Origin of the sequence: Gibbsiella greigii (assembly GCF_039540155.1) — a bacterium.
GTDB classification, from domain to species: Bacteria; Pseudomonadota; Gammaproteobacteria; order Enterobacterales; family Enterobacteriaceae; genus Gibbsiella; species Gibbsiella quercinecans.
In genome coordinates this window covers 1-20,397 of the sequence record NZ_BAABEM010000004.1, presented here as the reverse complement: position 1 = coordinate 20,397, position 20,397 = coordinate 1, and the positions used below count along the sequence as shown (strand labels likewise).

The window sequence follows — 20,397 nt, the reverse complement described above, 5'->3', positions numbered from 1 at the left end:
GTCAACACCAATAGGCCATAAAGTTCACTGCGTCGCGATCAAGATCGCATTCTGCGATCAGGTAACGGCGCAGCGCCTTTACGGTGGAGGATTCCGCCGCCACCCAGGCGTAAAAACCGTTCCCGCCGGCGGCGCGCTCCCACAAGAGATCGCCTCCCAGGCTGTTTTCCGCTAGCGACTGAGCGGCGGCGCGCGCAGTCGCCGGTATTTCCACATGCCTACGCACCGCATCAAGCAATTGCGCTCCGTGCCGCTGCGGCGAACCACCATCGCGCGGCAGCCAGTAAACCTCGGCAAACGGGAACTGCGCCACGCTGATGCAATCGCCGCTGGCCGGCACTTCGAAAAACGCCTGCACCCGCGGCGGGTTAGCCTGCTGCGCCAACTGTTCAAGGATGCCCATCGCCGCCGGCAACGCCGTTTCATCGGCAATCAGTAGCGCCTGTTGCAGGTGTGCTGGCGGCACCCACTCATAGCCGCCGCTGTCGCCGGCAAATTCCGCATCTGGCGCCACCACCTGCAGCGCGGCGCCGGCTTCGGCGTGGGTGGCCCATGCCGAAGCCGGGCCATTAACGCCGTGCAGCACGAACTCAACGTCCAGCTCCTGCTGCGCCTGGCGCAACCCGCGCAGGGTATAGGTGCGCATGATCGGCCGCTGCGCTTTCGGCAACGCCATATAACGGCGATACCAGTCGTCGCTGTTTTCCAGCCGTGAACTTTGGCCGTCTTCTGCGGGGAACAGCAGCTTGATGCGCTGATCCGGTGCCTCGAGCTTCATCTGGTGCACCTGCGGCCCGCTGAATACGCAACGTACCAGCGAAGGTGAAATACGCACTTTCTGCTTCAGAGTAATATCAAAAATACGGTAGCTGGCGGCCATCTTAGCAACTCTCCCGGGATCATTACGTTGCCATAGTAGGCGACTTCCGCCGCCCGGGAAAGTCCCCCAGCCAGGCTTAACAACCAGAATAGGGATGGTGCTGCAGCCAGTGTTCAGCAATATCCTGGCGGCGGCAGATCCAAATGCGATCGTGCTGCTGAATGTAGTCCAGGAAGCGCTGCAAGGCGCGGAACTTGCCGGGGCGCCCCAGCAGGCGGCAGTGCATGCCAATCGACAGCATCTTCGGCGCGTCTTCACCTTCCTGATACAACACATCGAAGCTGTCTTTCAGGTAGGTAAAGAACTGCTCGGCGGTATTAAAGCCCTGCGGGGAAGCAAAACGCATGTCGTTCGCTTCCAGGGTGTAGGGCACAATCAGGTGCGGTTTCTTTTCGCCGTTGGCGCACGCCACTTCGGTCCAGAACGGCAGATCGTCGCCATAGTAATCGCTGTCATACAGGAAGCCCCCTTGTTCAACCACCAGCCGCCGGGTATTGGGGCTATCGCGCCCGGTATACCAGCCCAACGGCGGCTTGCCGAACAGCTCGCTATGCACGGCGATAGCCTGCTGCAGATGCTGGCGTTCGGTGGCTTCATCAATATTCTGGTAGTGGATCCACCGCCAGCCGTGGCTAACCACATCATAATCGGCGTCTTTGATCGCCTGCACCACCAGCGGGTTGCGCGCCAGCGCCATCGCCACGCCAAAGATGGTCAGCGGCAAGCCGCGCCGCTGGAACTCCTGGTGGATCCGCCAAAAGCCCGCGCGCGAGCCATACTCGTACAGTGAATCCATCGACATATGACGCGCCGGGTAGCTGGCCGCGCCGATGATATCGGAAAGAAACTGTTCGGAACCGGCGTCGCCGTGCAACACGTTGTTTTCCGAACCTTCTTCATAATTGAGCACAAACTGCACTGCGACGCGCGCCTGCCCCGGCCAGCCCGCGTGCGGCGGTTGCCCGCCATAACCGATAAGATCGCGGGGATAGTCTTGATTAAACGCATAGTCACTCATCGATAATTCCCATTCAGATTACGAATTAAAACGGCCAAACATCCCGGATAACGGCTTGGTTAACGGGTAGTCCAGATCGCCATGTTTACTGGTTTGCAAGCCCAGGCCGTGCAACGATTCGATCATTTTCACCGCGGCGCTGACGCCGTCGATCACTGGCATCCCCAGCTCCTGCGTCAGTTCCCGCGCCAGGGAAGCCATGCCGCCGCAGCCCAGCACGATCGCCCCGCTGCCGTCGCGCTGTTTTACCTGCCGGCACTGTTCACGTACCCGCTGCTGCGCCAGGCCGCTGCCGTCTTCCAGCGCCAGTACTGGCAGATCGATGGCATGCAGCGCGGCGCAGTGGCGCTCAAAGCCATACTGGTGCAGCAAATGGCGCGCGATAATCAAGGTACGCGGCAGCGTAGTCACGATGGAAAACCGTGTGGCCAGCAGCGTCGCCGTATGCATCGCGGCTTCGGCAATGCCCACCACTGGCGCGCTCGCCAATTCCCGCGCCGCCAGCAGGCCCGGATCGCCGAAACAGGCGATGATATGGCCCTGAACGCAGGCCTCACGCCCCGCTTTCACCTGTTGCAGTACGCCGATCGTGGCGATCGCTTCGTCAAAATGCCCTTCAATGGAAGGCGCCCCGTGCGCTGAACACACCGCGAGGATCTCGGTGCCGGGTGCGGCAACGGCACGGGCGGCTGCGCCGATGGTGTCGGTCATTTCCGGACTGGTGTTGGGGTTGATCACCTGGATCACGCAGGGGGCGTTCATAGCGCATCCTGCGGCTGGTCGGCGGCAAAGATGCTGGCGAAGTCCGGCGTGCCGTCCAAGTCGTGCGTGAAGCGCAGGCTGGCGACGATATCATCGAAGTGATGCGCCATCTGCGCCGCCAGGCCGGAGGTATCGCCGGCACGCAGCAACGCCAGCAGATCGCTGTGATCGTGGCAGCGGCAGCCCTGCTGCCACGGGGTGCCGTAGGCGGCAATCGCCAGCGAGGAACGCAGCGTCAGTTGGGATACCGTCTCGGTGAGCACGCCGTTGCCGGCGATGGCCTGTAACTGCACGTGGAACGCGGCCGACAGGCGAATCGCCGCCGCACCATCCTGATCCTGATGCGCCTGCTTTTCCTGCGCCACGATCGTCTCGATCATCAGCAGATGCTCGGCCCGGCAGTTCGCCACGATCTGCGGCAGGTTGGCGCATTCCAGCATCTTGCGCGTGGTGAACACGTCGCGCGCTTCTGCTTCGCCCGGCGTGGCGACCTGTGCACCACGCTTGGGCAATTGCGTCACCAATTGCACTGCGGCAAGGCGCTGCAATACCCGGCGGATGCCGGTGCGGCTCACGCCAAAGGCTTCCGCCAGCGCCTCTTCCGGCAGTTTATTGCCCGGCAACAACCGGTGCTCCACTATCGCTTTCACCAGCGCATTGTAAATGTGATCGTCTTTATCTTCAGTAAAGTAGGTGGCTTTGGCGCCGATCATCATGCTGCTCCGTGTACGGTTGAATAACCAAATCGTATACAAGAAATAATTTAATTGTATACAAAAATCGAAAATATGGCCTGATTCATGCAAAAGACCTCTCAACCCTGTGGGTCAGAAACGCCAATCAACATCTGGGTACATGCTTGAGAGGAGCACGATTTATGCCAATCCCGAACACCAATTACAGCCCGAAGCTGTGCAACGAAGACTTGGCGCCAACGCGCGATCAGAACTGGAGCTGGTACAACATCTTTTCTTTCTGGATGTCGGATGTACACAGCATGGGGGGATACGTGGTGGCCGCCAGCTTCTTTGCCCTTGGCCTGGCCAGCTGGCAGGTGCTGATTTGCCTGCTGGTAGGTATTTGCATCGTGCAGCTGTGCGCCAACCTGGTCGCCAAGCCCAGCCAGATCGCCGGCGTGCCGTACGCCGTGATTTGCCGGCAATCCTTTGGCGTGTTCGGCGCCAATATCCCGGCGGTGATCCGCGGGCTGATCGCCTTTGCCTGGTACGGTATCCAGACCTATCTGGCCGCCCATGCGCTGATGCTGGTGCTGCTGAAGTTTTACCCGGCGCTCAATCCCCTGACGCAGCCTCATTGGCTGGGGCTTTCGGCGCTGGGATGGATCTGTTTTGGCATCATGTGGTTGCTGCAAGCCATGGTGTTCTGGCACGGGATGAATGCGATTAAGCGCTTTATCGATATTGCCGGCCCCGCGGTATATGTGGTGATGCTCGCTCTGGCCGGCTGGATTGTATACAAGACGGGGCTGGACAATATTTCGTTCACCCTGGCAAGCAAATCCCTTTCGCCCGCGGAGCAAGGCTGGCAGATGGTAACCGCAACGGCGCTGGTGGTGTCTTACTTCTCCGGCCCGCTGCTGAACTTTGGCGATTTTGCCCGCTATGGCAAAAGCATGCGGGAAATCCGGCGCGGCAACCGCTGGGGGCTGCCGTTCAACTTCCTGCTGTTTTCCATCGTGACCGTGGTGATCGTCTCCGGCACGCAGTCGCTGTTCGGCCAGATGATTACCGATCCCATCGAAACCGCCACGCGCGTCGGCAATGGCGTCGCGGTGGCGATTGGCCTGCTGACCATGATCACCGCGACGATCGGCATCAACATTGTGGCGAACTTTGTTTCACCCGCCTTTGACTTCTCCAACTGTTCGCCGCAAAAAATCAGTTTCCGCACCGGTGGTATGATCGCAGCGGTCGGTTCCGTGCTGCTGACGCCGTGGAACCTGTTCCACTCGCCGGAGCTGATCCACTATACGCTGGATGTGCTCGGCGCCTTCATCGGGCCGCTGTTCGGCATCCTGGTCGTCGACTTCTACCTGATCAAACGCAGCAATATTCACGTTGACGATCTGTTCAACGCCACGCCGAGCGGCCGTTACTGGTACCGCAACGGCTTTAACCCCAAGGCGATTATGGCGCTGCTGCCGGCGGTGGCGATTGGCCTGGCGATCAGCTTTACGCCAGGGCTGCACGACGTGGCGAACTTCAGTTGGTTTATCGGCGTGTTGTTGGGGGGCGGCTGCTACCGCTACATAGCGCGCCAGGAGTCCGCCGCAAACCACGGCAGATTATTGATGACCGCGGAAATGAGCAAAGAGTGACCACAGCGGCGTGGTGGCCGGCCGCTTTCGCCTTGCCGGCAGTGCGCGCTAAGCGGTATCCCACCTCGCCACCGTTATCCTTGGCCGTTTACCCGGCGGTACATCCGCCGGGGATGGCCGATTTTCCCGTACTGCATTTCGACCACCAGAAAACCGGCTTCTACGCAGTGTTCCAGATAACGACGGGTGGTGGTTTTACTTAAGCCCGTTTCGCTGACGACGTCATCGACGGAAAAACAGTGCCCGGCCTCATCGGCAAACAATTTTTGTATCAGCGCCAGTGTATTCTCTTCAATCCCTTTGCTGCCGTTATCCTGGCGGTAGTTCTTCGCCTGTAACTGATAGAGCGAATCGACGTTTTGCTGATCGACGATTTTCCACACGCGCTGCTGTTCGACGAACTGCACAAAACGCTCCAGCGATTGGCCCAACCGCTTCCACGAAACCGGTTTAAGAATATAGTCGAAGGCACCGTTGCGTATCGCCTGGCTGCAGGTATCCATATCGCTGGCGGCGGTGATAAAAATCACCGAACAGTTGGCGCAGATAATCTGCCTATCGTTAATCAACGTAATGCCCTTGCCATCCGGCAGATAATTATCAAGCAAAACCAGTTTCGGCTGCGTCCTGTCCAGCAACGCCTTCGCTTCCGCCAGTGACGAAGCAATCCCCACCAACCGCAAGCGCGGATGTTTGCCGATCAGCTCTGCATGAAGCTGCGCAAGCGCGTGTTCATCTTCGATTATCAGCACGTCTATCAGTTCATGTTGCATAATTCTGATCTTCCAGGGTCGATACGGGACGCAGGACGTTGCCCGTTTCAGGAATAAACAAAGAAAAAACCGTGCCGCGCGGCGCGTTGGCAGAAACCTCAATCGAACCGCCCGACTGCGTGACATAGCTGGCGATCAAATACAGGCCGATACCGTGATCGCCGCTGCGTTTGGTGGTCATTCCGCGCTCAAAAATATGTTCACGGATAGACGGATCGATTCCCACCCCGCGATCCGCCACTTCAATAATCAATTCCCGTTCATTCAGCAGAATCAGCACTTCCACCGGCGCGTGCGGCAACACAGCGCGCTGCGTCGCTTCGATGGCGTTGTCCAGCAGATTACCGATGATCGAAATCAGCTCGGCCTCGCCCAGCAAGCGACAGGCGCGATCCATACGGCATGCAGGATCAAAGGCCAGTTCAACGCCCTTTTCGCCAGCGCGTGCGGCTTTCCCCAACAGCAGCCCGCACAGCGTCGGCGAGCGAAAGCGCGACGAGATAAAGTCGAGCAGCTCCTGCGCATGTTCCGACTGCGCCTGAATATACCGCACCGCTTCGTCGTAGCGCTCCATATGCAGCAGCCCAGAAAGCGTGGTCATCCGATTGAGCTGCTCGTGGCGCATGATGCGCAGGTTATTGACGTAGCGTTTTACCTGGCTCAACTGCGCGCTGAGGGTGTCGATTTCATTGCGATCGCGGAAGGTGATCACCCACCCCTGCAACTTATCTTCCAGCATAATGCGTACCCGGCTGGCAATCACCGTCAATTGATTGAAGCGGCAAATCTCATCGTGGGTGTCCTTTTCCAACATCACGTCATGGGCGAAGAACGGCACCGGTGCAATCACTTCGCCGATTGTCAGCCCACGCAGCGCGCGCGTCGGCTGGCTTAACCCCAGCAGTTTGCGCGCGGCCTGGTTAATCACCTCAATACGCGATTCACCGTCGATGGCAATCACCCCTTCGTAGATCGACTCCATCATCGCTTTTTGCTGGCGCACCAGCAGGCCGATTTCGCGCGGCTCCAGCGAGAAGATCTGCTTTTTGATACTGCGGGTAAAAAACCAGGAAAAAATGAACAGCGCCGCCAGCAACAACACCGCCGCGATAAAAATGTCGATCACTTTGCCAAGCGTAATGTTGTCGAGATAGCTGGTCAGATACCCTACCGAAACGATGCCCGCCACGCGCCCGTTATCGTCAAAAATGGGCGCTTTGCTGCGCAGTGAAATGCCTAACCCGCCTTTACGGATGGTGGTGATGCTTTTCCCCTGCAACACCTCTTCGTTGTCGCCGCCAATCAGCGTTTTCCCGACGACATCCGCATGGACGGAATGAAATAAATGCATGCCTTGATTATCACCGATAACAATAAAGCTGGCATCGCTGTGAGAAGCCACTTTCTGCATAAATTGCGTGATCGCCGGAATATCTTTTGCCGCCACCGCCTGGCGTAAATTGGGAATAATCGCTATTTCCTCCGCCTGTATTTTTGCTCTTGCGCTCATTTCCTGGTATAGCTGCCGGCCAACATCCTTGTAATAATAAACGCCCAATAAGACGAAAAGGCCGGATAAAAAAAGCACCAGAGAAATAAATAATTTTATTTGAAAAGATATTTTCATGACGTTACGCACGGCAGCCAACAATACGCCAATGTACCATCTTTTTTCACCCGCGCGCGCAGTTTGCTGGAAACTTGTGATCCCTTGCACAGCCGGCACTGGCGCGAAAAACCCCTGTTAAATATTCTTTTTTGAAAATGTTATTAACTTGTTTTTTTATTTAAAAAAACCATAAAAACCACGCTTATAATTAAGGTATAAATCACACAAAACAAAAGAAACCATAAAAACCATAGGCGCCATTAAAACTCTAATTTTATTATGCCACACCTCACATTACGTGTGCCTTTTGCCATTTAACCTGTCGGAACAAAATAACCGAGGGGCTTAATCATGAGCACAACTGACGATTCATTTCCTGTTAATTCTGAACCGTTATCGATTCAGAAAACATCACTGAAAGATAAGTGGTGGCATATTATGGATACCTGGAAGGTCGGCATTATTCCATTGCCATTATTCCTGTTGGCGGGCGCATTAATTGCGGTCGATTGTCTTGGCGGCAAGTTACCGAGCGACATCGTGGTGATGGTGGCGACGCTGGCGTTCTTCGGCTTTGCCTGCGGCGAATTCGGTAAACGCCTGCCGATCGTCGGCAAGCTGGGGGCGGCGGCGATTTGCGCCACCTTTATTCCCTCTGCCATGGTTTACTACGGTTTGCTGCCGGACGTGGTCGTGGAATCCACCACCAAGTTCTACAAATCCACCAACATTCTCTATCTCTATATCTGCTGCATCATCGTCGGCAGCATCATGAGCATGAATCGCACCACGCTGATTCAGGGCTTCCTGCGCATCTTCTTCCCGATGCTGTGCGGTGAAGTGGTCGGCATGCTGGTGGGGATGGGCGTCGGCCTGGCGCTGGGCATGGAACCGTTCCAAATCTTCTTCTTTATCATTCTGCCGATCATGGCCGGCGGTGTCGGTGAAGGCGCCATCCCGTTGTCCATCGGTTACGCCGCGCTGCTGCATATGGACCAGGGCGTTGCGCTCGGCCGTGTTCTGCCGATGGTGATGCTCGGCGGCCTGACCGCCATCATTATCTCCGGCTGCCTGAACCAACTGGGTAAACGCTTCCCGCACTTGACCGGTGAAGGGCAACTGATGCCCAACCGCAGCAACGGAGACGAACAAGCCCCGGCCGCGCCGGCGTTCTCCGGCAAAACCGACGTGACTACCATTGCGGCTGGCGCGCTGCTGGCGGTGCTGCTGTACATGATCGGGATGCTCGGCCACAAACTGATTGGCCTGCCTGCGCCGGTCGGCATGCTGTTTGTCGCGGTGCTGATCAAGCTGGCCCACGGCGTTTCTCCGCGCCTGCTGGAAGGTTCGCAGGTGGTGTACAAATTCTTCCAGACCTCGGTCACCTATCCCATTCTCTTCGCCGTTGGCGTGGCGATTACACCGTGGGAAGAACTGGTTAACGCCTTCACCATCAACAACCTGCTGGTGATCGTGAGTACCGTTTCCGCACTGGTGGCAACCGGCTTCTTCGTGGGCAAAAAGATCGGCATGCACCCTATCGATGTGGCCATCGTTTCCTGCTGCCAGAGCGGCCAGGGCGGTACCGGGGATGTTGCCATCCTGACGGCGGGCAACCGCATGAGCCTGATGCCGTTCGCGCAGATTGCGACCCGTATCGGCGGCGCGATCAACGTATCGGTATCGCTGCTGATCCTTGGCAATTTCCTCGTCTGATTAAGCATTACAGGAACTGATATGAAACTCGCAAGCTTTATCCACCAGGGGATCCGTAGCTACGGCATCGTCAAGGCCGACGGGGTTATCAATCTCGGCCAGCGCCTGGGTAACCGCTACGGTGATTTGAAAGCGCTGCTCGCCGCCGGCGCGCTGCATGAGGCGCAGCAGCTGGATGGCGAAACGCCGGATATCCGCTTTAACGATCTCGAATTTCTGCCGGTGATCGATAACCCGGGGAAAATTCTCTGCGTCGGCATGAACTACGCCGAAAAACGCAAAGAGTTTGATCAGCACAACCCGGCGCCAACGCTGTTCGTGCGCTTTGCCGATTCGCAAACCGGGCATAACGCACCGGTGCTGAAACCGCGCCACTCCAGCGAATTCGACTACGAAGGCGAGCTGGCGGTGATCATCGGTAAAGGCGGGGAAGATATCCCCCGCCAGGCGGCATTAAGCCATGTGGCGGGTTACAGCTGCTATATGGACGGCTCAGCGCGCGACTGGCAGCACACCTGGTTCACCGCCGGCAAAAACTGGCGGCAGACCGGGGCGTTCGGGCCGTGGATGACCACCGCCGACGAGATCCCGGATCCGCATCAACTGGCGATCCGTACCTGGCTGAACGGCCGCATGGTGCAGGACGACAACACCGCCAGCATGATCCATAGCGTGGCCGAGCTTATCGAGTACATCAGTACGTTCACCAGTCTGACGCCCGGTGACGTGATCATCACCGGCTCGCCGGGCGGCGTGGGCAAAAAGCGCAACCCGCCGCTGTTTATGAAAGCGGGCGATCGCATTGAAGTGGAAATCGAGCATATCGGCCACCTCAGCAATGTGATTATCGATGCGCCAGCCCACGCGCTGACGGCGGCACATTAAGGACGAAGGCAATAGCATGCAAGCACGCCCTCCAATCGACTTCCGAATCGCGGAAGTCAACGGCAATCGCCAACGGCTGGCCGCTATCCGCACCTTGCTCGCAGACAGCGGATTGGGCATGGACAGTGACATCAGTACCTTCGTTGAGGCCTGGGCGGGAAACCGGCTGGTGGGTTGTGCCGGCCTGGCCGCCAACGTCATCAAGTGTGTGGCCGTCGATGAACAGCTGCGCGGTGAGAACCTCAGCGCACGGCTGCTGGCGGAAGTTGAGCACCTGGCGCTGGCGCGTGGGCATTTTCATCTGTTTCTCTGCACCCGCCCCTGCAACCGGGAGCGCTTTCAGCGCAGCGGCTTCTGGCCGCTCTCCCAGAGTGGTAATAACGCGATTCTGATGGAAAACACCCCGTCGGGTATCCGGCGCTACTGCCGTTCTTTGCAGGCAGCGCGCGTGCCGGGCAAGCGCATTGGCGCGATAGTGATGAACGCCAACCCCTTTACGCTTGGGCACCGCCACCTGGTGGAGCAAGCCGCGCAGGCTTGCGACTGGCTGCACCTGTTTGTGGTGCGGGAAGACGCCTCGTTCTTTCCCTTCGCCGCACGGCTGAAGATGGTGAAAGCCGGTGTGGCGCATTTGGCGAATGTCACTGTGCATGAAGGCTCGCAGTACATCATTTCCCACGCCACTTTCCCGGCCTACTTCCTGAAAGAGACCGGCAAAGTGCAGCAGGCGTGGAGTGAGATCGATCTGCTGCTCTTCCGTAACCACATTGCGCCAGCGCTGGGCATTACCCACCGCTTTATCGGCAACGAGCCGTTTTGCGCTATCACCCGCCAGTACAACCAGACCATGCATCAGTTGCTGGCAGGCGCAGTAGCGGTGGTGGAAATCCCACGGCTCCAAGCCGCCGGCCATGCCATTTCCGCATCGGAAGTGCGCCGTTTACTTAAAACACACCAGTTTTCCCGTATTCGGGAAATCGTACCGGATACCACTTTCGCGCATCTCGAATCCCATTACAGCGCGGAAGTTGCTTAAAAATCAGGAATATAAATATGAAAATTGTGAGGGAGGCGCTGGCCGGAACCCTGGAATCCAGCGACCTGATGGTAAAAATCGCACCCGCCGACGGCGAGCTGGAGGTGGTTGTGCACAGCGAAGTGATCAAGCAGTTCGGCGATCAGATCCGCCAGGTGGTGGACGCCACGCTGGATGCGATGGATGTCCGCCAGGGGTTGATCATCATTGAAGATAAAGGCGCGCTCGACTGCGTGATCCGCGCCCGCCTGCAAAGCGCCATCCTGCGCGCTGCCGAAGGGCAGGAAATCGACTGGGGGAAACTGCTGTGAAAAAACTTCGTCGTAGCATGCTGTTCCTGCCGGGCGCTAACGCCGCCATGCTCTCCACCGCTTTTATCTATCGCCCGGACTCGATCATGTTCGATCTGGAAGATGCGGTCGCTCTGCGTGAAAAAGATACGGCGCGCCTGCTGGTGTTCCATGCGCTGCAACACCCCATGTACCAGGATATTGAAACCGTGGTGCGCATCAACCCCTTGAACACGCCGTTTGGCTTGCAGGATCTGGAAGCGGTGGTGCGCGCCGGTGTGGATGTGGTGCGTTTGCCGAAAACCGATACCCCGGAAGATATCTACGCACTGGAAAGCCACCTGGAGCGCATCGAACTGGCCTGCGGCCGTGAAGTGGGCTCTACCCGTGTGATGGCGGCGATCGAATCCGCTATCGGCGTGATTAACGCGGTGGCGATTGCCCGCAGTTCTCAGCGTTTGATTGGTATCGCACTGGCCGCGTTCGACTACGTGATGGATATGCAAACCGAACGCGGCGACGGCACCGAGCTGTTTTACGCCCGTTGCGCCGTGCTGCACGCCGCCCGCGCCGCCGGTATCGATGCCTTCGACGTGGTGTGGTCAGACGTAAACGACGAGGCCGGTTTCCTGCGGGAAGTCGCGCTGGTGCGCAAGATGGGCTTCAACGGTAAATCGCTGATTAACCCGCGCCAGATCGATCTGCTGCATAACGCTTATGCGCCAACCCAGCAGGAAGTTGACCACGCCAAACGGGTTATCGCAGCGGCGGAAGAAGGTGAACGCAACGGCCTGGGTGTTGTTTCGCTGAATGGCAAAATGATCGACGCCCCCATTATTAATCACGCGCAGATGGTGCTGGAACGTGCGGCTGCGTCCGGCGTGCGTCATTAAGGACAGAACAATGAATCATACTGAGCTTCTTCACGTTAATTTCCCACATCTGCGTGAGTTAACGCCCTTTGAGAGCGCCCATGCCACCACACCGTGGCTGGCTGACATTAACAGCAAACACACGCGCAAACTTTGTGCCTCTCTGGAAGACGCAATTGCCCGCAGCGGCCTGAAAGATGGCATGACCATTTCCTTCCACCATGCGTTCCGTGAAGGTGACCGGGTAATCAACAACGTGGTGGCAACGCTGGCGCGCCTGGGCTTTAAAAACCTGACGCTGGCCTCCAGTTCACTCATGTCCTGCAACGATGCGCTGATCGCACATATCCAGAGCGGCGTGATCAGCCGGATCTACACCTCCGGGATACGCGGCAAGCTGGCCGATGCGATCTCTCACGGCCTGATGGCCGAGCCGGTACAGATCCACTCCCACGGCGGGCGCGTAAAGCTGCTGCAGGACGGCGAACTGAAGATCGATGTCGCCTTCCTCGGCGTGCCGTGCAGCGATGAGTTTGGCAACGCCAACGGCACAGAGGGGAAATCCTGCTGCGGTTCACTGGGCTATGCGATGGTGGACGCACAGTTCGCCAAAAAAGTGGTGCTGCTGACCGAAGAACTGGTGCCGTTCCCCAATATGCCTGCCAGTCTCGGCCAGGATCAGGTGGATCTGATCGCACAGGTGGAGAGCGTTGGCGATCCGGCGAAAATCAGCGTCGGCGCGGCGCGCGTCACCAGCAATCCGCGTGAACTGATGATCGCGCGCTATGCGGCTGATGTGATCGAACACTCCGGCTATTTCAAAGACGGTTTCTCCATGCAAACCGGCTCCGGCGCGGCGGCCACTGCGGCAACCCGCTTCATGGAAGAGAAAATGGAACGCCACGGTGTGAAAGCGCGCTTCGCACTCGGCGGCATTACCGGCAGCCTGGTGGATCTGCATGAAAAAGGGCTGATCGAAAAGCTGCTGGATACTCAATGCTTCGACGGTGAAGCGGCCGCTTCTTTGCGCCGTAACCCGAACCACGTTGAGATCTCCACGAATGTCTACGCCAACCCTGGCGGCAAGGCGGCCAGTTGCGATCAACTGGATGTGGTGATCCTCAGCGCGCTGGAAATTGATGTCGACTTTAACGTAAACGTGATCACTGGCTCTGATGGTGTGATGCGTGGCGCATCCGGCGGTCACTGCGATGTGGCGGCGGCGGCCAACCTGACGATTGTAGTCGCGCCGCTGCTGCGTAGCCGTATCCCGACGGTGGTCAAACGCGTCACCACGCGGCTGACGCCGGGGGAAAGCATCGATGTGCTGGTGACTGACCACGGGATTGCCGTTAACCCGGCGCGCCCTGATATCCGCGATCGCCTGCTGGCGGCCGGCCTGAACGTCGTCGATATCGAAGCCCTGTACCAACGCGCCATCGCCCTGACCGGTGAGCCGAAACCTATCGCCTTCACCGACCGTATTGTCGGGGTAATCCGTTATCGTGACGGCAGCGTGATTGACGTTGTCCGCCAGGTGAAAGAGGAAAATCAATGACCACTCTGACGTCCGTAAAAACGGGCGTCAGCCTTGAAGCGCTGCTGGCGGCGAAAGATAACCGTGCAGCGCGTCAGGCTGACTGGCTCGCACGCTATCAACAACCGATTATCTCCCTGACGCTGGTGACCCCAGGCGCAGTCAAAGACAGCATTCGCTACCGCAACACCATGGGCGTGGCGCTGCAAGCCTGCGATCAACTGCTGTGGCAAAACCGCTGGCCGGTGTTGGATCGCCAGGTGCTATGGCTGCCGACCGGCGCGGAAGCGCTATGGTGCGTTGAGCACCCGGCGGTAGAGATCAAGGCGCAGTGCGTTGAAATGGAACAGACGCACCCGCTTGGCCGGCTGTGGGACATTGACGTGTTTTGCCCGAAAAATGGGCAAATCGGGCGGCATTCGCTGGATTTGAATACCCGCCGCTGCCTGGTGTGTAATGAGCCGGCACACGGCTGCGCGCGTTCGCGCCGCCATCCGGTGGACGAGGTGGTCGCACAGGTCGAGAAACTGATTGATGGCTGGTTGGCTCGCGACTAAGCAAGCTAAACGACAATGGCATTCCAGATGGCGCGCCAAGAATCGCTGAAAAGAAAAAGGGCCATGTTAAGAAATAACATGGCCCTGAAATAGTGGCGGAACGGACGGGGCTCGAACCCGCGACCCCCTGCGTGACAGGCAGGTATTCTAACCAACTGAACTACCGCTCCGCGCTAGCCCCTTGCGGGGACGACGCGAATATTACGGTTGCCCTTGGTTGCCGTCAATGCCTTTTTCTTACAAAAATAACCGTTTGCACAGTTTTTCAACGAAAGCGCAACCAAACTATCGGCCGAGCTTATTGCACATACGCGCCGGAAAACAGGCCGATTACGCCCGCCACAAACAGCTACCGCCTTTTTTCGCCACCAGATCCAGGCGCGCTTCGTGGGCGGCAAGATCGTCATCGCTGGCATACACCACTTTCATCGCCGAGGCTGGGCGCACAACGCGCTGGATATCCTGGCTGGCATTGGCTTGCTGGGTGTCCCCTTCCATCTGGAATGCCATTGACGTCTGCCCGCCGGTCATCGCCAGATAAACTTCCGCCAGGATCTCGGCATCGAGCAATGCGCCGTGCAGCGTTCGTTTGCTGTTATCTATCTCGTAACGGCTACACAGTGCATCCAGGTTATTACGCTTGCCTGGGAACAGGCGGCGCGCCATCAACAGGCTATCGGTGATAGTACAAAAGGTTTCGGTTTTTGGGATATCCCGCTGCAACATGCGGAACTCATAATCCATAAAGCCGATATCGAACGCTGCGTTATGGATCACCAGCTCGCCGCCGCGGATAAACGCTAAAAACTCATCGGCGACCTGCGCAAACGTCGGCTTGTCTGCCAGAAATTCGTCGCTGATGCCGTGTACGTTATAGGCTTCGGGATCCACCTGCCTGTCCGGGCGAATATAAACGTGGTAGTGGCGCCCGGTCAGACGGCGGTTAATCACTTCGACGGCGCCGATTTCAATAATCCGGTGGCCTTCATAGTGAACCCCAAGTTTGTTCATACCGGTGGTTTCGGTATCAAGAACGATTTGTCTGGTTGGTGTAGAGATCATATGCAGTGCTCGCAGCGCTCGTTTATGTCAGACTTGGCTTTTATAAAACTAAGAGGAAGAGTCTACCAGATATGCTCAAACAGGTAGAAATTTTCACCGACGGCTCCTGCCTCGGCAACCCAGGCCCCGGCGGCTACGGCGCTATTTTACGCTACAAACAACACGAGAAAACCTTTCATACCGGTTACCGCTTGACCACCAATAACCGGATGGAACTGATGGCGGCGATCGTGGCGCTGGAAGCGCTCACCACGCCGTGCGAAGTGATCCTCAGCACCGACAGCCAGTATGTGCGCCAGGGCATCACCCAGTGGATCCACAATTGGAAAAAGCGCGGCTGGAAAACCGCTGATAAAAAACCGGTGAAAAACGTTGATCTGTGGCAGCGGCTGGACCAGGCCATACAGCGCCATACCATCCGCTGGGAGTGGGTCAAAGGCCATGCCGGCCACCCGGAAAACGAACGCTGCGACGAATTGGCGCGCGCAGCCGCCGGTAACCCGACCCAGGACGACATCGGTTACCAGCCGGAAGCCTAAGGCAGTTTGCGATAGCTCTTGGTCGCGCCCACCGCGCGGCTAAGAGACGGTTTCCGCGCTCCCACCTTCATCGGCACCGGCGTCAACGGCACGGTGCGCTTACGCGCCACAATCACGCTCATGCATCCCAGCGCCGGCAAATGTGTACTCAGGAACTTCCCCCCCAGGCGGTGCCACGGCAATACCTGAAAACGCGCCTGATACAGCACCTCGTAGTTAAGCAGGCTTAGCCAGTCCAACAGGCGCATCTGAGTAAACATCCGGCTTGCGTAGGGCTGCCGGCGGCGCAGGCCGGGCACCAATTTCCCCAGCCCCAACAGGCTGAACGGATTAAAACTGCTGATCACCAGCCAGCCGTCGTCGATCAGTACCCGATCGACCTCTCGCAGCATACGATGGGGATCGTCAGCATAGGAGAGCGTATGCGCCAACAAGCAGGCATCTACCGATTTTGCCGCAAACGGCAGTTGATAAGGCGCCGCAATCACTTGCAAGTTATCACCTTCCAGGCCAACGTTAACCTGGTGGGAGATGGCGCATTTTTCCGTCGCCAGTTCGGCACTGAGGTTACCCAATTTCAGCAGGTGAAAACCAAACAGCTTCGGCCACCAGGGTTGCAACTGCCGTTCAAGCGCATCACGATAATACTCGCCCCACAGCAAACCGCCCCACGAGCGCGGGCTGTTCAGCTTTTGTAGCGTATGGGCTGGTCGCATGATTTATTATCTTCTTTCAAGACATTGCCAATGAGGGATCCGCCATGAATCTTATCAGCATTCCTGCCCTGCAGGATAATTACATTTGGCTATTGGATAACCAGGAAGGGCACGGCATCATTGTCGATCCCGGCGAAGCCGCGCCTGTGCTTGCCGCGCTTCAACGCCGGCAACTGATCCCTGACGCCATTTTGCTTACCCACCATCACCATGACCATGTTGGCGGCGTTAAACAGCTTGTTGCGCAATACCCTGGCCTGGTGGTTTATGGGCCGCAGGAAACCGCCGATAAAGGGGCGACGCAGATTGTGAAAGAGGGCGATCTGCTGGCAATCAACGGCCGAAAATACTGCGTCTTCGCCGTGCCCGGGCACACACTCGGCCACGTGGCATACTACAGCGCACCTTATTTGTTTTGCGGTGATACGATGTTCTCGGCAGGCTGCGGCAGACTATTTGAAGGCACTCCGGAGCAGATGTATCAATCATTTCAACGGATCGCGCAACTTCCTGATGAAACTCTGGTTTGTTGCGCACATGAATATACTCTTTCAAATCTTAAGTTTTCGCGGGCAATTTTACCGGAAGATCGACAAATTGAAACGTATCAACAACAAGTTGAAGCAATAAGGGCAAAACAGCAACCCAGCGTACCAACAACATTGCAATTAGAGCGCAAAATTAACCTGTTTTTACGCTGCCATGACGCTGATTTACAAAAGAAATTGGGTTTTAACTCTCCCCCCGAGCAGCTTCATTCGGTTTTTTCCGAATTACGCCTGCGGAAAGACAACTTCTAAGCTTTTGGTTGTTTTGTTTGGTGAAGCAAAGTATGATTGCTCGTCTTTTAAGCAACCTATATTGACACACACATGAAGGCTAAAGCGATAATACTCGCCTCAGTCTTGCTAGTCGGGTGCCAGTCGTCCAGGCAGGACGCGCCGGCACCAGTGCAGCATGCACAGAGTCTGTCTTCGGCAGGTCAAGAAAGTGAAGCAGGAAAGTACACAGAAAATGGCCGAGCGAGCTCGGCGCGGTGGCTGGATAACAACAGTGGTGCCGCGCAACAAGATCTGTGGAACTTCATTAGTGACGAACTGAAGATGGAGGTTCCGGAAAATTCCCGGATCCGTGAACAAAAAAGAAAGTATCTAAAAAGTAAGAGCTATCTCCACGATGTAACATTACGGGCAGAGCCGTACATGTACTGGATAGTCGGGCAAATCAAGAAACGCAACATGCCGATGGAACTGGTACTGCTACCCATAGTGGAGAGCGCTTTTGACCCACACGCCACATCAAGTGCCAACGCCGCAGGGCTATGGCAGATTGTGCCGCAAACGGGTCGTAATTATGGTTTGAAGAACAATCAGTGGTATGACGGGCGCCGTGATGTGGTTGCCTCGACGACTGCAGCGCTGGACATGATGCAGCGCTTGAACCGCATGTTTGACGGTGACTGGTTACTGACCGTTGCTGCCTATAACAGTGGTGAAGGCCGCGTGATGCAGGCGCTGAAAGCCAATAAACGCCAGGGTAAGCCAACCAATTTCTGGGCATTGTCGCTTCCGCGTGAAACGTCAATCTATGTTCCGAAAATGCTGGCGCTGAGTGACATCATCAAAAACAGCAAGCGCTATGGCGTTCGTCTGCCAAAAACAGATGAAACCCGGGCGCTGGCCCGCGTTGATGTTGGGCAGCAGATACAGTTAACTCAGGCGGCTGAGCTGGCTGGGTTGCCGGTCAGTAAAATGAAGGCGTATAACCCGGGCTACAAGAAAGGCGTAACCGCACCAAACGGCCCCCATTACATCATGGTGCCCAAGGTGAATGCCGATCAGTTGAAAGACTCTTTGGTCGATGTGCGCATCGCTGCTTCACAACCAACGACCCAGTTGGCCAAGAGCAGCAGCGTAACGAGCAATACCACGTATAAAGTACGCTCCGGCGATACCTTATCCGCGATTGCTAAGCGGCTGAACATCAGTACCCGGGATCTGCAGAACTGGAACAACCTGCATGCGAAGAGCACGCTGAAAATTGGCCAGAACCTGCAAGTCGCCAGCAATAGCGGCAGCAACAGCAGCATTACCTATCAGGTACGCCGCGGTGATTCACTTGCCAGCATTGCACAGCGCCATGGCGTAAACATTGATGATGTGATGCGTTGGAACACTATGCTTGGCAAGGGCAATAGCCTGCAGCCTGGCTTGAAGCTGACGCTGTTCGTCAACAACAAGATGTCGCCGGATACCTAGCTCTCGGGGTTCTGCCTAATAAAAATGCCAGTCAGGCTTAGCCGGCTGGCATTTTTTTCATCTAATGGAAACCGGCTTGAACAAGCGGGCTTGCCGATATTTTTAGCCAAAGTGTTTGCTTACCATCGTGGTTTATCGTTTTCAGGATAAAACTCGACCAACAGTGGGTTATGATCCGAGGCGCGCGTAACCAATACCGATGCGCCAGTTACCCCAAGATTACGGTAGAAAACAAAGTCCAGCGGGCGACCAAACGCCGTACGGCGGTTATCATTGGTAAAGTTAACTTCACGTAGCGCCATGTCCGAAGCGAACTGATACAACGCATTGATACGCTTACGGCTCCAGGCATTGAAATCGCCGGCCATAATCACCGGGCCGTTATGGCTGGCAATCTGTTCACCAATCGGGCCCAACTGTTTACTGTAAACATCAACGCCCAGGCTGAAATTCACCGCATGGATGTTAACCACCATCAGCAGTTGGCCGTTGAACAACGGATACACCGTAATCAGCGCTGATTTCGCCAGGCGCAAGAAAGGCTCGCGCTCACGTAGCGGGCAGCAATACACCGGTTGCGCCGCCGCCAGCGTCATTACACCGGAAGGATGCTGTGGCAAAACAAACGCAGGCACCTGATCGGCCGCCTGGTAGTGCGAAGTGGCAAAACTGACCAGTTCAGGCGTGGTCTGCGCTTCTTGCAATAAAACCAGCTGCGCATCCCTGCCATAGCTTTTCAGCACAGAAAGCCAGTCAGCCCGCTGCTGCTTGAAAATATTCCATACCATGACGCGTAACGCCCCTGCCGTTGGCAAGGCCGCACCGAGCGGCAGCGGCAGCTTCATGGCGCCAGGGAAAATTCGCTCAACCGGCTGGCCAGCAACATACCTCATAGCATAAGTTCGTTTCGGCACGTTATTCGCCTTTCCCCATCAGATGAAAAATCACTTTCTAGCGTGAAATACCCGGCCCAGGGCAGGGCCCAACGTCGTGGCCCGTACAGCCAATAGATTACTGATTATACGCCTGCGCTAAACGCCCAGCATGGCATTTACCGCCCCTGTATTATTCAGTTATAAGGACGCCCGATAGCAATTTCAATCGGTAATAGGGTATATCTCTGTAAAGGTTGGTGATTATTAATGCGAAAACGATCCAGTATTCGGCTCGGGGGTACCAAATAAAAAAAACCGATAAAGGTGAATATGGGGAACATTAGACGAAAAAAAGCCCCGAGTCATTGACTCGGGGCTTCTTAATAANACACTACCATCGGCGCTACGGCGTTTCACTTCTGAGTTCGGCATGGGGTCAGGTGGGACCACCGCGCTATTGCCGCCAGGCAAATTCTGGTTCATTTCAGCCGTTGTGTGCTTCACACAACCACCAAAACCAATCTGCAAACAAGCCAAAAACCATTCATCTCTAAAACACCTTCGGTGTTGTAAGGTTAAGCCTCACGGTTCATTAGTACTGGTTAGCTCAATGCATCGCTGCACTTACACACCCAGCCTATCAACGTCTTCGTCTTAAACGTTCCTTTAGTGGA

20 protein-coding genes, 1 tRNA gene and 2 rRNA genes are annotated in these 20,397 nt (G+C 56.6%); 11 read left to right on the top strand and 12 right to left on the bottom strand.

What is annotated here, in order from left to right; translation table 11 throughout:
* Position 1: 1 nt before the first annotated feature.
* From AC559G_RS00980 to AC559G_RS00965, 4 genes are all read right to left on the bottom strand, one after another.
* On the bottom strand, positions 2–880 hold the full coding sequence (locus AC559G_RS00980) for a siderophore-interacting protein (RefSeq protein ID WP_498910578.1): 879 nt from the start codon (positions 878–880) through the stop codon (positions 2–4).
* Between the two features lie 76 nt (positions 881–956).
* Positions 957–1,898: a polysaccharide deacetylase family protein gene (gene puuE, locus AC559G_RS00975; RefSeq protein ID WP_498910576.1), complete on the bottom strand. Its 942-nt coding sequence runs from the start codon at positions 1,896–1,898 to the stop codon at positions 957–959.
* Positions 1,899–1,916: 18 nt separating this feature from the next.
* Positions 1,917–2,660: an aspartate/glutamate racemase family protein gene (locus AC559G_RS00970; RefSeq protein ID WP_498910574.1), complete on the bottom strand. Its 744-nt coding sequence runs from the start codon at positions 2,658–2,660 to the stop codon at positions 1,917–1,919.
* Positions 2,657–3,373 carry a GntR family transcriptional regulator gene (locus AC559G_RS00965; RefSeq protein ID WP_498910888.1) on the bottom strand — a complete coding sequence of 239 codons (717 nt, stop codon included), beginning with the start codon at positions 3,371–3,373 and terminating at the stop codon, positions 2,657–2,659. Before AC559G_RS00965 ends, AC559G_RS00970 begins: the two co-directional genes overlap by 4 nt.
* 164 nt (positions 3,374–3,537) lie before the next feature.
* On the opposite strand from AC559G_RS00965, the gene AC559G_RS00960 reads away from it, so the two are divergent.
* Entirely contained in the window at positions 3,538–4,998 is a 1,461-nt protein-coding gene (locus tag AC559G_RS00960) for an NCS1 family nucleobase:cation symporter-1 (protein WP_438597967.1), read from the top strand.
* A 74-nt stretch (positions 4,999–5,072) separates the two neighbouring features.
* Here AC559G_RS00960 and AC559G_RS00955 read toward each other — a convergent pair whose 3' ends face one another.
* Positions 5,073–5,771 carry a response regulator gene (locus AC559G_RS00955; protein WP_498910572.1) on the bottom strand — a complete coding sequence of 233 codons (699 nt, stop codon included), beginning with the start codon at positions 5,769–5,771 and terminating at the stop codon, positions 5,073–5,075.
* Complete coding sequence (locus tag AC559G_RS00950) at positions 5,761–7,398, bottom strand: ATP-binding protein (protein ID WP_498910570.1); 1,638 nt, start codon at positions 7,396–7,398, stop codon at positions 5,761–5,763. The genes AC559G_RS00955 and AC559G_RS00950 overlap by 11 nt, the downstream gene beginning before the upstream one ends.
* 333 nt (positions 7,399–7,731) lie before the next feature.
* Here AC559G_RS00950 and AC559G_RS00945 point away from each other — a divergent pair, with 333 nt between their 5' ends.
* The 7 genes from AC559G_RS00945 to citX are packed head-to-tail and all read left to right on the top strand — an operon-like array spanning position 7,732 to position 14,273.
* A complete protein-coding gene (locus AC559G_RS00945; protein ID WP_438597970.1) occupies positions 7,732–9,096 on the top strand; it encodes a 2-hydroxycarboxylate transporter family protein in 1,365 nt (454 codons plus the stop codon).
* 21 nt (positions 9,097–9,117) lie between these two features.
* The gene (locus AC559G_RS00940) at positions 9,118–9,981 is read left to right on the top strand and encodes a fumarylacetoacetate hydrolase family protein (protein ID WP_438597971.1); all 864 of its coding nucleotides are present in this window, start codon (positions 9,118–9,120) and stop codon (positions 9,979–9,981) included.
* Positions 9,982–9,997: 16 nt separating this feature from the next.
* Entirely contained in the window at positions 9,998–11,017 is a 1,020-nt protein-coding gene (gene citC / locus AC559G_RS00935; protein ID WP_498910567.1) for a [citrate (pro-3S)-lyase] ligase, read from the top strand.
* A gap of 17 nt (positions 11,018–11,034) precedes the next feature.
* Positions 11,035–11,328 (top strand): citrate lyase acyl carrier protein, encoded by a 294-nt coding sequence (citD, locus tag AC559G_RS00930; RefSeq protein WP_438597973.1) that lies wholly within the window; start codon positions 11,035–11,037, stop codon positions 11,326–11,328.
* On the top strand, positions 11,325–12,200 hold the full coding sequence (citE, locus tag AC559G_RS00925) for a citrate (pro-3S)-lyase subunit beta (RefSeq protein WP_498910565.1): 876 nt from the start codon (positions 11,325–11,327) through the stop codon (positions 12,198–12,200). The genes citD and citE overlap by 4 nt, the downstream gene beginning before the upstream one ends.
* A gap of 10 nt (positions 12,201–12,210) precedes the next feature.
* Positions 12,211–13,737, top strand: a complete 1,527-nt coding sequence (citF, locus tag AC559G_RS00920; RefSeq protein ID WP_498910563.1) for a citrate lyase subunit alpha — start codon at positions 12,211–12,213, stop codon at positions 13,735–13,737.
* On the top strand, positions 13,734–14,273 hold the full coding sequence (gene citX, locus AC559G_RS00915; protein WP_498910561.1) for a citrate lyase holo-[acyl-carrier protein] synthase: 540 nt from the start codon (positions 13,734–13,736) through the stop codon (positions 14,271–14,273). Before citF ends, citX begins: the two co-directional genes overlap by 4 nt.
* Before the next feature lie 93 nt (positions 14,274–14,366).
* On the opposite strand, the gene AC559G_RS00910 is transcribed toward citX, so the two are convergent.
* Positions 14,367–14,443: transfer RNA gene (locus AC559G_RS00910), tRNA-Asp, on the bottom strand.
* A 160-nt stretch (positions 14,444–14,603) separates the two neighbouring features.
* The gene (gene dnaQ, locus AC559G_RS00905; RefSeq protein ID WP_498910559.1) at positions 14,604–15,335 is read right to left on the bottom strand and encodes a DNA polymerase III subunit epsilon; all 732 of its coding nucleotides are present in this window, start codon (positions 15,333–15,335) and stop codon (positions 14,604–14,606) included.
* A 71-nt stretch (positions 15,336–15,406) separates the two neighbouring features.
* Between dnaQ and rnhA the strand changes: the two genes are divergently transcribed.
* Complete coding sequence (gene rnhA, locus AC559G_RS00900) at positions 15,407–15,874, top strand: ribonuclease H family protein (protein ID WP_498910557.1); 468 nt, start codon at positions 15,407–15,409, stop codon at positions 15,872–15,874.
* Here rnhA and AC559G_RS00895 read toward each other — a convergent pair.
* Positions 15,871–16,590 carry a class I SAM-dependent methyltransferase gene (locus tag AC559G_RS00895; RefSeq protein ID WP_498910555.1) on the bottom strand — a complete coding sequence of 240 codons (720 nt, stop codon included), beginning with the start codon at positions 16,588–16,590 and terminating at the stop codon, positions 15,871–15,873. The two genes, rnhA and AC559G_RS00895, sit on opposite strands and share 4 nt — an antisense overlap.
* Positions 16,591–16,634: 44 nt before the next feature.
* On the opposite strand from AC559G_RS00895, the gene gloB reads away from it, so the two are divergent.
* Positions 16,635–17,390 carry a hydroxyacylglutathione hydrolase gene (gene gloB / locus AC559G_RS00890; RefSeq protein ID WP_498910553.1) on the top strand — a complete coding sequence of 252 codons (756 nt, stop codon included), beginning with the start codon at positions 16,635–16,637 and terminating at the stop codon, positions 17,388–17,390.
* A gap of 72 nt (positions 17,391–17,462) precedes the next feature.
* Positions 17,463–18,848, top strand: a complete 1,386-nt coding sequence (gene mltD / locus AC559G_RS00885) for a murein transglycosylase D (RefSeq protein ID WP_498910551.1) — start codon at positions 17,463–17,465, stop codon at positions 18,846–18,848.
* 119 nt (positions 18,849–18,967) lie between these two features.
* Here mltD and AC559G_RS00880 read toward each other — a convergent pair whose 3' ends face one another.
* The 3 genes from AC559G_RS00880 to AC559G_RS00870 form a co-directional block, all read right to left on the bottom strand.
* On the bottom strand, positions 18,968–19,762 hold the full coding sequence (locus AC559G_RS00880) for an endonuclease/exonuclease/phosphatase family protein (protein ID WP_498910549.1): 795 nt from the start codon (positions 19,760–19,762) through the stop codon (positions 18,968–18,970).
* Between the two features lie 328 nt (positions 19,763–20,090).
* Positions 20,091–20,191, bottom strand: a 5S ribosomal RNA gene (rrf, locus tag AC559G_RS00875).
* Positions 20,192–20,294: 103 nt separating this feature from the next.
* A 23S ribosomal RNA gene (locus tag AC559G_RS00870) occupies positions 20,295–20,397 on the bottom strand; the annotation flags it as partial.

What these genes read in the sequence shown, in the direction of transcription:
- dnaQ (WP_498910559.1), bottom strand. Translation starts at nt 15,335, where the DNA reads ATGATCTCTACACCAACCAGACAAATCGTTCTTGATACCGAAACCACC.
- citD (WP_438597973.1), top strand. Translation starts at nt 11,035, where the DNA reads ATGAAAATTGTGAGGGAGGCGCTGGCCGGAACCCTGGAATCCAGCGAC.
- AC559G_RS00980 (WP_498910578.1), bottom strand. Translation starts at nt 880, where the DNA reads ATGGCCGCCAGCTACCGTATTTTTGATATTACTCTGAAGCAGAAAGTG.
- rnhA (WP_498910557.1), top strand. Translation starts at nt 15,407, where the DNA reads ATGCTCAAACAGGTAGAAATTTTCACCGACGGCTCCTGCCTCGGCAAC.
- AC559G_RS00955 (WP_498910572.1), bottom strand. Translation starts at nt 5,771, where the DNA reads ATGCAACATGAACTGATAGACGTGCTGATAATCGAAGATGAACACGCG.
- AC559G_RS00895 (WP_498910555.1), bottom strand. Translation starts at nt 16,590, where the DNA reads ATGCGACCAGCCCATACGCTACAAAAGCTGAACAGCCCGCGCTCGTGG.
- AC559G_RS00940 (WP_438597971.1), top strand. Translation starts at nt 9,118, where the DNA reads ATGAAACTCGCAAGCTTTATCCACCAGGGGATCCGTAGCTACGGCATC.
- citF (WP_498910563.1), top strand. Translation starts at nt 12,211, where the DNA reads ATGAATCATACTGAGCTTCTTCACGTTAATTTCCCACATCTGCGTGAG.
- citC (WP_498910567.1), top strand. Translation starts at nt 9,998, where the DNA reads ATGCAAGCACGCCCTCCAATCGACTTCCGAATCGCGGAAGTCAACGGC.
- gloB (WP_498910553.1), top strand. Translation starts at nt 16,635, where the DNA reads ATGAATCTTATCAGCATTCCTGCCCTGCAGGATAATTACATTTGGCTA.
- puuE (WP_498910576.1), bottom strand. Translation starts at nt 1,898, where the DNA reads ATGAGTGACTATGCGTTTAATCAAGACTATCCCCGCGATCTTATCGGT.
- AC559G_RS00970 (WP_498910574.1), bottom strand. Translation starts at nt 2,660, where the DNA reads ATGAACGCCCCCTGCGTGATCCAGGTGATCAACCCCAACACCAGTCCG.
- citX (WP_498910561.1), top strand. Translation starts at nt 13,734, where the DNA reads ATGACCACTCTGACGTCCGTAAAAACGGGCGTCAGCCTTGAAGCGCTG.
- mltD (WP_498910551.1), top strand. Translation starts at nt 17,463, where the DNA reads ATGAAGGCTAAAGCGATAATACTCGCCTCAGTCTTGCTAGTCGGGTGC.
- AC559G_RS00950 (WP_498910570.1), bottom strand. Translation starts at nt 7,398, where the DNA reads ATGAAAATATCTTTTCAAATAAAATTATTTATTTCTCTGGTGCTTTTT.
- AC559G_RS00960 (WP_438597967.1), top strand. Translation starts at nt 3,538, where the DNA reads ATGCCAATCCCGAACACCAATTACAGCCCGAAGCTGTGCAACGAAGAC.
- AC559G_RS00965 (WP_498910888.1), bottom strand. Translation starts at nt 3,373, where the DNA reads ATGATCGGCGCCAAAGCCACCTACTTTACTGAAGATAAAGACGATCAC.
- AC559G_RS00945 (WP_438597970.1), top strand. Translation starts at nt 7,732, where the DNA reads ATGAGCACAACTGACGATTCATTTCCTGTTAATTCTGAACCGTTATCG.